The organism is Natronococcus roseus (genome assembly GCF_043677095.1).
Taxonomy (GTDB): Archaea; Halobacteriota; Halobacteria; order Halobacteriales; family Natrialbaceae; genus Natronococcus; species Natronococcus roseus.
The window spans coordinates 339874-353186 of sequence record NZ_JBHLJR010000002.1; the positions used below are offsets into that span (position 1 = coordinate 339874).

Sequence of the window (13313 nt, forward strand, 5' to 3'; positions counted from 1 at the left end):
TCTACACGGATACGTCACTGCGGTGGGCGATGCTGAGCGAAAGCCGGTAATCAGCTGCCTCATCGCATCCGTATGCTTCAAGATGGCCACTTGAAGACTCACCAGGCGCCAAAAACGCCATATCATCCATATTACTAATCACTCCGCCGTTTTCATCCAGCAGCTCCCCTGCGTAGTGAACGTTCATCTCTTCGGAGTCGGACACATTTTCAAGCGAATAGTTGATCAGACAATCGTCTTGTACATCGGAATCGGCCCACTCTATCCCGTGGTCAGTAACCTCAAGCACCTCTTCGTCCTCGGCATCGGTGTACTGAATCTGTCCCTCCATGTCTTCGGGCGAGATTCCAGTACCAGTGTCTTCAGCGGAGTCGTCGTCCTCGCTCTCCTCGTCGCCGCCGTCTTCATCCGAGTCCATGTCTCCTTCCTCGCCCTCATCGGAGTCATCCGCTCCGTCCTCATCCGTCTCCTCATCACTGTCGTCCCCACTCTCGTCACTCTCCTCTTCGTCGTCTGTCTCTTCAGAGTCCTCACCTTCTTCGTCCTGCTCTTCCGACTCGGTCTCCTCTTCTGATTCCTCCTCGTCTTGGTCCTCCTCTCCCTCGTCCGTTTCTTCAGAGTCCTCGTCTCCTCCGTCCTGCTCTTCTGGTTCGGACGCCTCTTCGGACTCTTCGCCTTGGTCCTCCGACTCGGTCTCCTCTTCCGATTCCGCTTGGTCCTCTTCTTCGTCGTCTGCTTCTTCAGGGTCCTCATCTTCTTCGTCCTGCTCTTCTGGTTCGGACGCCTCTTCGGACTCTTCGTCTTGGTCCGCTGGCTCCTCCTCGGACTCTTCGGTTGGGTCCTCCGTTTCCGACTCCTCGTCTTCTGTCTCGTCGGGTTCTTCGTCTTGGTCTTCTGATCCAGCGTCCTCATCTTCTTCGTTCTCAGACCCGTCAGGTTGTTCCTCAGAGTCTTCACCCTCCTCTTCGGAAGCGGGCTCCTCATCGTCTTCTTCTGTCTCGTCTCCTTCCTCGGGCCCATCTTCTTCGGGTTCGTCTTCTTCTTCCTCCGGGGGCTGTTCTTCGTCCTCTCCTGGTTCTTCGAGTTCCTCTTCTTCCGTTTCAGATCCGTCATCTGACTCTTCGTCGTCTTCCTCATCACTCTCGAGTTCCCCTCCAGAATCGTCGGTAGATCCGTTGTCTTCGTCATCGCCTGTACCCTCACTCTCCGACTCATCGTCATCAGATAGTTGAGAGCACCCGGCAAGAGTTGCAGAAACCACAACACCAGACCCAGTTAGAATAGTTCGTCTGTGCATAACTCATATCTAGCGTACTGTCCGATAATCCTAGCCCCAAAGCATATTGGGAGACATTTGTATTGCTAATGCCATTTTTGAAATTGAAATTCAAAGGCACAGTCAAGCAAGTTCACATTTAAATAGAGGGTCCCATACCAACGACGGCTGATCTATGAGTCAGTCGTACCCTCACCGACAGACCCAACAGTTGGCATAGATCAGGGGTTGGTCATCGGGGCTGTACGAACTCGAGGTGGCGCTGGATCGTCGACACACTCGATAGCGCTCCGCTGACGGACTCGGGGGCTGATTTATGCGCGGCGCCGACGGACGCCGTGTCCGGTCCGGTAGGCAACGGCGTAGTTGACGACCGTCAACCCGACCCCAAGGCTAACGTTGCCGACGAGCAGTCGTACGAGCACGTCGGCGCCGGCATCGAGCCCGCTCTCGACGTGGACGGCCCCGTCTCCATCGTGAACGTCGCGGGCGCCACCGACGGCTCGAGCGGGGTCGACCGTCTGTGTGTTTGGTCGGTCGGGGACACCTCGAGGGCTACCGCCCCGCGGTCACGGCCGGACTCGCTCAGGCCTCCCCCTCCCCACGTCGATGGGCCCCGGTCCGTTCGGCTTCACCATCCCGACGAAAAACCGTGAATTTTAAACGATTGGACTCGAAAGATACGGATGGCGTGCGATGGACCGATCCACTGCGCGCTTCCTTCCCTCATCCCATCGCTGCAATACTGAGCGAGAGTGTTGACGACCGATACCGCCGTGTTCGACCCGCGACGCCTCGGTCGATCAGCCGCTGTGTGGTGTCTCGGCCCGTCCGCAAGTGAGCGCGAAGAGCCACTACAGAGAGCGAGCACACTCGCCAGCCACTCCTTCGGTCCGCCGTCTGTTCGTCGGGATGACTCATCCTCTGGTAATCCTGCCCTGCAGTGGTCGCTCTGGATGGACCGACTCCCGTCTCGACTCGGGAAGCTCCCTGGTTACCACGTCAGAAATCTGCAGCCGCGTGGCCCCCCTAACACGGCGGCCATAAATTGAGGGGCCGCTACTGATTATTCGTCCTCGTCGTCGAAGGCGTCGTTATCCTCATCGAGGGCTTCGTCCTCATCGTCCTCGTCGTCTTCGAGGTCATCGTCGCCGTTCTCGTCGAGGTCGTCGTCCTCCTCAAGGCCGTCCTCTTCGTCGTCGTCCATGGCATCGTCGTCCATAGCGTCGTCGTCCTCTTCGAGGTCGTCCTCGTCGTCATCCATGGCATCGTCCTCGTCGTCACCGTTCTCGTCGAGGTCGTCCTCGTCGTCATCCATGGCATCGTCCTCGTCGTCACCGTTCTCGTCGAGGTCGTCGTCACCGTTCTCGTCGAGGTCGTCATCGCCGTTCTCTTCGGGATCGTCCTCCAGGTCCTCCTCTTCTTCCTCTTCATCGCCACACCCGGCCAGGGCGACCGCAGCACCGGTACCAGCGATCGTTACGAACCGTCGTCGATTTAACGAGTTCTCTGACATATTCCAATCGGAGAGATATCGAGATGATATATATAGATGCACGTCTGACGGACCGACCAGTGCCTTTATGTATGGCAGACAGATTCCTGGTCGTAAGCGTTCACCCGAGCGGCTCTCGGGTGGCCAACTGCTGATGGAGGATAACCCAAAAGGGAGAGAGAGAGCGCGCCCACACCCGCTTCAGCACCTCGCCGTTGTCCTCCATATCGTCGGTGCTGGCAGTGGCTCCCGCTCACCGGGTGATGTACTCGAACGCGTGTCGACCGTCGGCGCCTCGAGTCCGAGGGATCGCCGACGTTCCATGTCAGTCGCCGTAGTGGTCGGCCGCAACGAACACGTCCCTTGCCGGTCGTAGCAGCGACGAACCCGCGTCCCTCGAAGCGCTCGCCGGGTTTCGCCGGCAAAACGGGACCTGGTGCGTCGGTTCCATCCGACTTAGGCGATCTATCGACCGTTCGTGCGTGTCGAACCACGAGTTCTCATGGGGGCCTCCCGGCCGACTCGGACACCTGAAGTGATGGGATGTGTCCCGACCGCCTCACAACGTGTCGAATCGCCGAGAGCGTCCCGCTCAGCCCGGTGTCGGCTTCCGTTGCGGCCACTGATCGCACTCGAATCGGGGTCGTCACACGCGCTAGCTCGTTTGCCCGCCCGTTCGACACCTCGGGCACCGGTGAGGTGGTCTACCAACACCTGAAAAGAACCGCTACAGGTGACCGGATGGTTCGAGTCGCCTCAGCTAGCAGTCCTTCTTTCGCCCGCGGGACTTCCGGCCGTACTTCTCGGCTTTCTCCGTGTACTTCGTGGCCTTGCGGCCGTACCTCTCGGCCTTTTCGGCGTGTTTGCAGGCCTTCTTTGCGTACCGCTCGGCCTTCGTCGCGTACCTGCAGGCTTCGCCGCCGTACGTGCGCTTCTTCTCGGCGTACTGAGCTTTCTTCTCGTCGTACTTCTCGGCCTTCGTCACGTACCGCTCTTTCTTCTCCGTCTTGCACTTCTTGCCGAGATACTTCTCGGCCTTCTCGGCGAACGCCCGTGTTTTCTCGCCGTACCGGTCGCGCTTCTCAGCGTAGCCACCAGCCTTCTTGGCGTAGCCATCGGCCTTCTCGGCGTACTGTTCCGCCCTCTCACCGTACCGATCGGCTTTCTCGGCGTGTTTTCGTTCCTTCCGTTCGTACTTGTCGGCCTTCTTCGCGTACCGGTTGTGCTTGCGGTCGTCTGCTTTCTCGTCTTTGGCGTCCTTGTCGTCCTTCCCGCCGTCGGCTTTGTCGTCCTTCCGATCGTCCTCTTTGTCGTCTTTCGCGTCTTTCCGGTCGTCGGCTTTGTCGTCTCCCCGATCGTCGTCCTTGCCGTCCTTCCGATCGTCGTCTCGGCCGTATCCGTCCTTTTTGTCGGTCTCTGTGTCCTTTCGGTCCGTCGCGCTGGCAGCCGCAGCGCCGCCGAGCGCCAGTGTCCCTGTTGCCGCCAGCCCCTTCACGTAGGATCGCCGTCCGAATCGGGAGTCGTCAGCCCGTTTACCTAAATCGAGGCGCTAATGCCCCTTCCTCAGCGAGCGTCGAAGACGCGAGCAGGGAGGGGATACAGCGTCCCCAGAAATCTCCGATTTCTGGTGTGCGAACGAGACGCTCTGCGTCTCGTCAACGCCGCAAGGCCTTCTTGGACTGTTCTACAGCAGGCCCACGCTATCGGCAGCTTTACGAGTATCTACCTCGCAGATACACTCAATGGATCGGTACGAAGTCGAAGGACACGAAGTCCTCGAAGCCGAAGTCAAACCGACCGGCAACGGCGCGCACATCTACGTCCCGAAAGCGTGGACTGGCGCGACCGTCAAAGTCGTCCGCGTCACCGATCCAAGCGACGAAAACGAGTAGATTATGCGCTACAACTACAGGTATCGCCTCAACCCGACCAACGAAATCCACGAACGGTTAGCGTGGACTGTCGATACCTGCAGACAGGTCTACAACCACTTCCTGCACCGACTCAACCGAGAGGACGGCACGTCAGCCTACTCCGAGCAGTCGGTGCTCCCCAACCTCAAGGACTGGTGGACCGACCTGAAGCAAGTCCATTCGAAGGTGCTGCAGAAGGTCGTACAGCGGCTGTATGACAATCTCTCGACGTTGAAGGGCCGAAAGGACAACGGCTACCGCGTCGGCGAACTCAAGTGGAAGGCCCCGCAGGAATATCGCTCGATCAAGTACAGTCAAACCGGCTTCGAACTCAACAACACGAGTGGCCGTACTGTGCTTTCTCTTTCAAAAATCGGCGATATTCCGATGATCTACCACCGCGACGTTCCCGACGAAGCCACGATCAAAGAGGTCGTCGTCAAGCAGGAACCCACCGGCGAGTGGTTCGCCGTGCTCGGGATCGAAACTGAGGACGACGCACCGCCGAAGCCCAAGAAACTCGAGGACTGTGTCGGGATCGACGTGGGTATCCTGAAGTACGCCCACGACACCGACGGTACCGCAGTCGAACGTCCCGGCTTGTCCGACGAACGCGACCGGTTGGAACGCGAGCAACGCAAACTCTCGCGGAAAGAACACGGGTCGCAGAACTACCGCAAGCAACAGCGAGTCGTCGCCAAACGTCACGCCGACCTCCAACGGAAACGCTGGGACTTCCTGCACAAGCTCTCGAACCACTACGCTCGAGAGTACGACCTCGTTGCAGTCGAAGACCTCGACGCGAAGGGGCTAATTGAACTCCCGTCGAACAGCCGCAACCGCGCCGGGGCAGCGTGGGGAACGTTCCTCCGAATGCTCGAGTACAAGTGCGAACGCGAAGGGGCGCACTTCGTGACTGTCGATCCGGCCGGAACGACCAAAGAGTGTGGGGCCTGCGGTGCCGATTCAGACAAGCCGCTGTGGGTCCGCGAACACTCCTGTCCCTCCTGTGGATTCACGGCCGACAGGGACTGGAACGCGGCCTACAACATCTTGGTGCGCGGACTGAAGCAAGTAGGGACGGGCTGTCCCGAATCAACGCCTGCGGAGACTGCGCTCCCTACGGGAACCGATTCGGTTCCTGCAAAGCGCGTCGTGGAAACAGGAAGCCCCACCCTCAAGGAGCGAACGGCGCGAGCCGTGAGCGAGTAGGGTGGGTGGATGTCACCGTCTGGTTTTTCTGCCATTGCAGTTCTCACAAATTCCGGTTGTTTGTATTGTAGTGAGTCGTCTACTATACATAAGTTCAAACTACTGAGAGGATAAATACTGCCTGTAGCTATCATCTCTCCGCGACGCGAGCTGTGTTCGACCGCACAATGGACCGACAGGCTCGAGCGCTAGAAGAGGGGCCGGATCGTGGCTATGGAAATCCACTCTTCGACGGGCAGCTTCGCCACCCAGAAGAATACACGTTTATGTAGAAAGGTTCGCCTTCTCGGAACGTCGGGAGGAGACGGCGTGCTCGAATCTTCCGTGACACACCACATCGGCCCATCGAGCCGTCGTGACTCCCCTCCCGACGCGGTCTACGATACGGCGTGTTGGTACCGCTCCAGTTGGTACGAACAGGCGACCCGGTGTTCAGTCGCTCTCCCCCTAACAGCTCCGGCTGCCCGGAACCACCGCTCTCGAGTCCGAATCGAAGGGAGACACGACTGCCGTCTTGCCACCAGCGGACCTGCACAGGTGACATGGAGAGATCCACTTGGTGAGTCAATCTGTGCTTCGACTGGCGTATCCGGTGTGCGTCAGTCGGTCTCGTCGACGAGGGATCGAGTCCGAGCGGGAGCCGCCGCCGCATAGAGTCGCGTCCCCAGCGCTCTAACTGGCGGTGTCGCCATCGCGACCGCCAGCGGGGCACACAGCCGAAACTGGCTCAGCAGTTGGCGACCCGCCTCGTAGCCATGGTAACCCGTTCCGTCCCGTACGAGCACCAGTCCCTTTTCCCGGTCCGTCAGGGCCGACGGCGCATCCGACTGCGGGACGAACTCCACCGAGTCGGTGACGTCGAGATGAGCCAGGACGGCAAGCGTCCGCACACAGCCCGACCAGTGGTCGTCGTAGCCCACCCGAACCGGCTCGTCGGCGGCCGCCACAAGCCGCCGGTAGGCCCCGTCCCAGGCGGCAAACAGCGAGAGGACGAGAAGCATGTCGATGAAGTACAGCCCTAGCGTGAGGATCACCGAGATGTGAAAGCCGAGTATCCCGAGAATCGGAAGCGTCACCGAGACGCCGAACACAACGGCAGCGAACAGTGAGACCTGTATCAGCGCGGTCCCGACAAACCCGACCCACGCGAGCCACTCGTGTTCGACGATCGGGGCGCCGAGCGCTCGGTCGATGCCGGTCAGCTCTCCATAAAAGAGGATGTCCCGCTGGAGTTCGGCACCCGAGAGCCAGATCTCGAGTGGGCCGTTCAGCGCCTTCCCCCAGGCCGAGCCGACGTAGATGATCGCAACCGCGAGCAGTCCCCACTTGAGCGCGCGCATCCGGTAGGCCCGGTCGGTCCCATCGGTCAGGACGGTGTTCAGCTCCGCGAGCGAGCGCTCGCCCGTCCGGCGAAAGCCGTCGACCGACAGCGGGTCGTCCTCGGCGAACAACGCAAAGAGAAGGAGCAGATACCCACAGATGAACAGCGACTCGACAGTTCCGGCGAGGTAGATCGTTGCCTTGACCGACAGCATATGCATCAACAGGAGACTTGCGAGGCCACCGGTCCAGCGGGTCCGGTAGCCAACGATAAACAGCACCAACAGGGCGGTGACGACCCACTGTTGGTAGGGCAACAGTGCGAAGAGGAGGTCCTGGTGGAGAAAACCGATCGTCTCGTCGACGTGGAAGTCCGGCCACTCACCGTAGGCCGCCCACTCGAGGGAGAGTACGCGCCAGATGACGTACGTCCCCAGCAAGACGCGGACGACAGCGAGGTTCAGCGGTGACCCGCGTGCGTCGTCGGCGACGTAGTTGACGAACGCGCTCATCGGCTCTCCTCGTGGTCGGTAACCGTGCCGTCGGTCGGATCGATCGTCACCCGAGGCCGCTCCTCGGTCGAGTCGACCGCCGTGTTGTCGTCGCTGTAAACCACCGTGTGCTCGTAGATCCGGATCGCCTCGAACGCCTCGTACTCCTCGAGCTCGGCGGCGGTCCAGGCCCGGTCGTCGACGTAGCGCGGCGGCTGGAGCCGGTCGGTCACCGATCGCTCGCCGGCCTCGACCGTCTGGCGGTGTTCCCTGACGTTTTCGAGGTAGAACTCACCCATCTCGAGGCGCTGTTCGTCGGTGTACTCGTCGGCCAGCTGTCCGCCAACCGTCGACGTTCGCGTCCCCGTCACCGGCGGCGTCGCGCGGTCGTCGACCCGGAGCTCCTCGCCCGACGCGTCGACCATCCGAATCTCGTAGTAGGTTTCTTCCTCCTCGGACGGCTGGGCGAACTTATGCATATCGACGACCGGCAACAGCGGCATGCCCACCAGCGTGACCGCCAGCAGCGTCGTAAAGAACCCCGCGAGCCAGACCTCTCGAGCGTATCGACGACGAGCGACCGCCAGAATCCCGAGCGTGCCCAGAAAAAACAGTACGTACACCACCGGAAAGAGGAGTCGCGTTCCCTCGGAGAGGACAGCTACCAAGGCGTCGTCACTCCCTTATATTTCTATAACCTATCACATATACTTTTGGGCTGCTAACTTCGCTGTATGAATAATCCGCCCTGCATTAGAAAAGAAGCCCGTTTTGAACGCTGCCAGTCGGCGGACGAACGGAGGGTAGATGCTCTGTGAACGGCAGACGTCGGACACGCGTCGGTTTTCTGCTCTCGATGGCGGTCCAACCAACGGAGGTGCCGGCAAGAAACAGTGGAGAGATGAGTTGATCTGTATGGGTTCTGGGTCAGTAGCCGCGTAATCGAGCTTACTCGGATCCCAGAAACGCTTTCCACTGGTCGATCTCGTCATCCGAGAACGTCCCTTGCTCGTTCATCTCGAGCAGGAAGGGCTCCATCTCCTCGTACGTGATATCGGCAAAGAGCTTCTCTTTATCCAGTTGCCCGGTTTTGATGTACTCAGCTTCGGCTTTCGAGACAATCCCCTTCATTCGGAGAACTGCGGTCAGGCGATTGATCTGCTCTGCCGCCTCGGTCGCCTCCTGTCGTTGGTCGAGATAGTCCATTGTCTCTCCGAACCGGTCGGAGGAGTCGCCGTCGTCCTCCAGGATTTCGACACCAGTGTCGTCGCCTCGAGACTCGCTCTCGTTGGCCATACCCAGCGTTTCGCGTACTCCTTCAAAAATCTTCTTTAGAACCTCTCTTGTCGTGGTAGCAGTCTGTCTTCGCAACTAGAAGCCGTTGTCGAGTTCAACGGAGGTTTTTAAATAGATTTAGTACGCCCCGCTGCTCCGCTTTATGAGATACATCAGGCTGCTGCAGTGAGGGTCCCATCCGAGACGGTATGGTGGACCTATGGACCGGGTTCGTCGTCGGAGCAACTGTCGTGGTTTTCTCTATGGGGGTTCGAGTCGGTCTCTCTGGATGGTCTTAGCGTCTTGGTGGTCACGATTATTACGGGATTCGTAGCGTCCGCTCTTACGATACCAAGACCGGTCGCGGAACAGGTCGTTCCCCCGGTTGCGCTTATCGGTGGCTGTGTTGGCGTTGCGCTAATCCGCTGTACACCCCCCGATCCCGGTCGGTGCCATGCTCAGACAGACCAGCCAACAGGTCGGACTCGCCTGTTTCGTGCTCATCGGCTTTGCAGCCGTGACGTGCGCCCGGTGTACCGTCGGTGGTGACGGCCCTCGCAACTGGCGGCCCCCGTCGTTGCTCTGCCGGTCTAGTATCGTATCTGTCGGTGTCGGACTCGGTCCCGTCGTATCCTTGTTATCGGCGACGAGTCGCGGTTGCTCGAGTCGGCGACGATCGGTACCGGCGTCACCGGGCTCGAACCCGAGACGAAACTCGGGTACATGCGACAGCGATCACTCTGGTTCGATATCAAACTCGTCTGCCTGCAGCTCTGGCTGATCGTCGCGGACGCAACACCGCTTAGGCCACAGTGCGGGCGTACCGATGAGGACCCCGAGCGGCGCCGACAATAGCCCTACGAGTCAACCGACCCCGACGGACAACACTCGGTAAACACCTACCGCCTGTACGATCACTAATAGAGTGTCGATGATTTTTTCACAGTTCGCATGAATTTAGACATGGTTCAGTTCCGACGCCTACCGCTGATAGAGCAAGTGAGACGGGACCGATGACAGACGAACCATCCACAACAGATCGGCAGCTGCGAATCCTTCGGGTCGCACAGACCACATACCCGGATGTGAAGGGCGGCGGTGCCTATCACGTCCACGCGCTGAGTCGCGACCAAGCAGCGATGGGACACGACGTCACAGTACTGACGATCCGTCGCGATCCCGATACGCCATCCGTCGAAGAGCGCGATGGGTACACCGTCGTCCGGTACGACCCGTCGGTAACGCTGCTCGGGAACGAAATCTCAGCCGGTGTCGCTCGATATCTGAAGAACGCTGCCGGGTTCGACGTCGTCCATGCCCACTCACATCTGTACTTCTCGACGAACCTGGCGGCACTGAAACGGCGGCTCGGAGACGTTCCACTTGCCATCACTAATCACGGTCTCTACTCCCAGACCGCCCCGGAACGAGTGTTCGAGTGGTATCTGAAGACGATCGGACGATGGACGTTCAATCAGGCGGACACCGTCTTCTGTTATACGGATGTCGATAAACGGCGGCTCCGCGAGTTCGGCGTCCAGACGGAGATCACGGTCGCCGCGAACGGCATCAACACCGAGCGTTTTACCCTGGAGGGGCCAACGAGCGAGCTGATCGACGCGGACGGACCGGTGGTGTTGTTCGTCGGCCGACTGGTCGAGGGCAAACGACCACAGGACGTCCTCGATGCCGTTGCGACCGTTCGTGAGGACTACCCCGAGCTGACGGTGTACTTCTGTGGCGAGGGGCCGTTGCGCGACGAGCTCGAGCGGCGGGCGAGTGAGACGGTCGACGACAGCGCCTCCTTTCTCGGCCACGTCCCGTACGACGAGATGCCCCGGATCTATCGCTCGGCGGACGTGCTCGTTCTGCCAAGTCGCGCCGAAGGCGTCCCGCGAACGATCCTCGAAGCGATGGCGTCCGGAACGCGCGTCGTGTGCTCGGACCTCGAGCAGGTCGCCTCGGTTGTCGGAGACGGTGGCGCCGTGGTGCCCGTCGGCGATGTCTCGGGGTTCGCTGCCGAAATCCGGGCACAACTCTCACACCCAATGCGAGGGGATGGCGGCGTCACACCGAACTACGACTGGCGGACGACTGTTGCTGCTGTTACGGAGACACTCCAGCAACTCACCCAGCCCTGACACCCCCCGCGACAACGGAGGCGCCTTTCGTCGTTCGTGTTCCTGTCTCGCCGGATCAGGACTGACAGCTCCCGTCGGCGCCGTCGAACGCAACCGTCGCTGCCAGGACACGATGATTTAGGCCAAAGTGGTCGTCAGCTCTCTGCCACACGGTCGCCCGCGACCGGTGAACACAAATCCGACGAGTGGTAGCAGACGGTTCGTTCGGTCACAGAACAGCTGCATCGAATTGTTGACCCGTAACTAGGGGATCTGGTTTGTCCCCTCTCTTTCCGCAGTTTGGGAAGTGTCGGGAGAGACCGTCGGCAGCTCGCGCCGTTTATACGCGTAAGCAACGACGATTCCGAGCCCACCGAGTGGGACGAGGACCCCAAGTTCGTACCGCCCGGGATGCTTGAGTTTGCGCTTTTTGGCATCGAAGTAGACCATCGCTGATGCCGGAATTTGCAGAAAGAAAACAACAGCAAGAACGAGGTAGATGAGCGGGTCCATTGGCAGATAGCTGGCTACTCAAGTGTAAAAGGATGTTCATTTTGATGACTCACTGAGAGAGAGCGTCTTGCAACACACACCATACGCCCGAGGGACCCGACGCAGCAGCTAGCAGTGAGAGCGATCCTGTCGGTGCGGACAGAGCGGACGGTTCCATGCGCTGTCAGGAAAGGAGATCTACGGCATGCGCCGGTTTCTACCGCCTTCGGTCATATGGAGTGATATCTATCAATGCGTTTTCATTTCATAACAGATCATCACTTCTACTGTAACCTCCTACAATTGCTTCAACGTACAAGAGATGTATACTACCAATTCAAGATAGACAATTTAGATATACTGGCCAAGTATTAATACACTAGGGAATAGGGAAAAAGGTATGAGCGAGGTGATCCCTCCGCAGTGTCCGGAATGCGGCTCGACGAATCTCGAACTCTCGCGTGTCTCACCGAGTGAACACAGCCGAGGCGACGAGTGGGTTACACACGCAGCATGCGAACACTGTGACCAGTACACGGAGTGGTTCGACTGACAGCCGCGCTCGAACATCGGTGGCCACCCTCACTCGGGTGGTGGGTTCTGTGATGGGACCGTGTCCCCAGTTGAGGACTCCGACCGTCGGTTCGGCTCCCCTTCTTGCTCGAGAAAGGAGAGTTCGCGCTGTGGGAACGGGATCGCAATCCCTTCCGCTGCAAATCGGTCATAGATGCGCCGGTTGAGCTGATCGATCGCCGGCTTTTCAGTGAGCGGATGAGCAACGTATACCTGCACCTCGAACAGGAGTGCGGAATCACCGAACTCGGTAAACAGGACGCGTGGCCGTGGCGAGTCCCGAACCATCGGGGCCTCCTCACAGACCTCGTTGGCGATCCGCTCGACGGTCTCGTAGTCGGTCCCGTACGCTACAGAAAGGGGAACGTCAAGCCGGATGTGTCGCTGTGGTGCCGACTGGTTGACCACCTGGGTCGAGTTCAACACTGCGTTTGGGACGGTCACCATCGTGTTATCGGGAGTCAGCACGCTCGTTGACCGGATCCCGATATTCGTGACGGTGCCCCGCATGTCGTCTTCGAGTAAGACGACGTCGCCGGGATGATACGTGTGGTCGAACGAGAGCGAGATCCCGCCGATCAGGTTTCTGATGGCGTCCTGAGCGGCAAAGCCGATAACCACACCGAGAACACCAGCAGAGGCCAGAAACGGCGTTACTTGGACGTTCCACACCCCGATGACGAACAGCACTCCAACGACAACGACCGTGATCGTCCAGAAGTTCTGGACGATCGGTGCGAACTCGTAGCGCTGTTCGCGCTCGTTTGCGACCTCGAGCCACTGTTCTCCGACCCGGATCGCAGCGCGTGCCCACACCACAGCCAGCGCCGTCAACACCATGTTGCTGAGGAGTGATCGCGACGTGATGAGGCCGAACGTCTGGAGTGCAAGGGAGACGCCGACAAACAGAACCGAGAGCGAGAGCGGCGTATAGCTCTCCTTCGCAATCACCCGCCGCAGCGATGTGGACTCGTTGGTCGCCGACCGGCGAAGGTACCAGCGACCACCCCAGTGGACGAGTCGCGACAACAGATACGTCGTCAGCAGAACCAACGAGAGCACCAGCCACTCCCATTCGGGTAGTGCCACTGTGAGAACGCCGGAGCCGAGCGAATCGAGCCACAGAGACCGTGAAGGAAGTGGACC

Annotated in this window: 11 protein-coding genes; 3 read left to right on the forward strand and 8 right to left on the reverse strand. The window is 59.6% G+C overall.

The features are described from left to right. Window position 1: 1 nt before the first annotated feature. From ACFEMD_RS06280 to ACFEMD_RS06290, 3 genes are all read right to left on the reverse strand, one after another. Window positions 2–1297: a hypothetical protein gene (locus tag ACFEMD_RS06280; RefSeq protein ID WP_394740115.1), complete on the reverse strand. Its 1296-nt coding sequence runs from the start codon at window positions 1295–1297 to the stop codon at window positions 2–4. A 1045-nt stretch (window positions 1298–2342) separates the two neighbouring features. Continuing rightward, a complete protein-coding gene (locus tag ACFEMD_RS06285) occupies window positions 2343–2792 on the reverse strand; it encodes a hypothetical protein (protein ID WP_394740116.1) in 450 nt (149 codons plus the stop codon). Window positions 2793–3531: 739 nt separating this feature from the next. Next, complete coding sequence (locus ACFEMD_RS06290; protein ID WP_394740117.1) at window positions 3532–4266, reverse strand: hypothetical protein; 735 nt, start codon at window positions 4264–4266, stop codon at window positions 3532–3534. A 247-nt stretch (window positions 4267–4513) separates the two neighbouring features. On the opposite strand from ACFEMD_RS06290, the gene ACFEMD_RS06295 reads away from it, so the two are divergent. After that, window positions 4514–4663 carry a DUF2080 family transposase-associated protein gene (locus tag ACFEMD_RS06295; RefSeq protein ID WP_394740118.1) on the forward strand — a complete coding sequence of 50 codons (150 nt, stop codon included), beginning with the start codon at window positions 4514–4516 and terminating at the stop codon, window positions 4661–4663. Window positions 4664–4666: 3 nt separating this feature from the next. Further along, a complete protein-coding gene (locus ACFEMD_RS06300; protein ID WP_394740119.1) occupies window positions 4667–5896 on the forward strand; it encodes an RNA-guided endonuclease InsQ/TnpB family protein in 1230 nt (409 codons plus the stop codon). 599 nt (window positions 5897–6495) lie between these two features. Here the strand turns inward: ACFEMD_RS06300 and ACFEMD_RS06305 are convergent. The 3 genes from ACFEMD_RS06305 to ACFEMD_RS06315 form a co-directional block, all read right to left on the reverse strand. Continuing rightward, window positions 6496–7728, reverse strand: a complete 1233-nt coding sequence (locus ACFEMD_RS06305; protein ID WP_394740120.1) for a thiol-disulfide oxidoreductase DCC family protein — start codon at window positions 7726–7728, stop codon at window positions 6496–6498. Next, a complete protein-coding gene (locus ACFEMD_RS06310; protein WP_394740122.1) occupies window positions 7725–8375 on the reverse strand; it encodes a hypothetical protein in 651 nt (216 codons plus the stop codon). The genes ACFEMD_RS06305 and ACFEMD_RS06310 overlap by 4 nt, the downstream gene beginning before the upstream one ends. A gap of 280 nt (window positions 8376–8655) precedes the next feature. Next, window positions 8656–9003, reverse strand: coding sequence for a hypothetical protein (locus ACFEMD_RS06315; RefSeq protein ID WP_394740124.1), 348 nt, complete (start codon window positions 9001–9003; stop codon window positions 8656–8658). A 1025-nt stretch (window positions 9004–10028) separates the two neighbouring features. On the opposite strand from ACFEMD_RS06315, the gene ACFEMD_RS06320 reads away from it, so the two are divergent. Then, window positions 10029–11123: a glycosyltransferase family 4 protein gene (locus tag ACFEMD_RS06320; protein WP_394740503.1), complete on the forward strand. Its 1095-nt coding sequence runs from the start codon at window positions 10029–10031 to the stop codon at window positions 11121–11123. Between the two features lie 243 nt (window positions 11124–11366). On the opposite strand, the gene ACFEMD_RS06325 is transcribed toward ACFEMD_RS06320, so the two are convergent. Together ACFEMD_RS06325 and ACFEMD_RS06330 are read right to left on the reverse strand one after the other, a co-directional pair. Further along, entirely contained in the window at window positions 11367–11615 is a 249-nt protein-coding gene (locus tag ACFEMD_RS06325) for a hypothetical protein (RefSeq protein ID WP_394740125.1), read from the reverse strand. 561 nt (window positions 11616–12176) lie between these two features. Beyond that, window positions 12177–13256: a mechanosensitive ion channel family protein gene (locus tag ACFEMD_RS06330; protein ID WP_394740126.1), complete on the reverse strand. Its 1080-nt coding sequence runs from the start codon at window positions 13254–13256 to the stop codon at window positions 12177–12179. Between the last annotated feature and the right edge of the window lie 57 nt (window positions 13257–13313).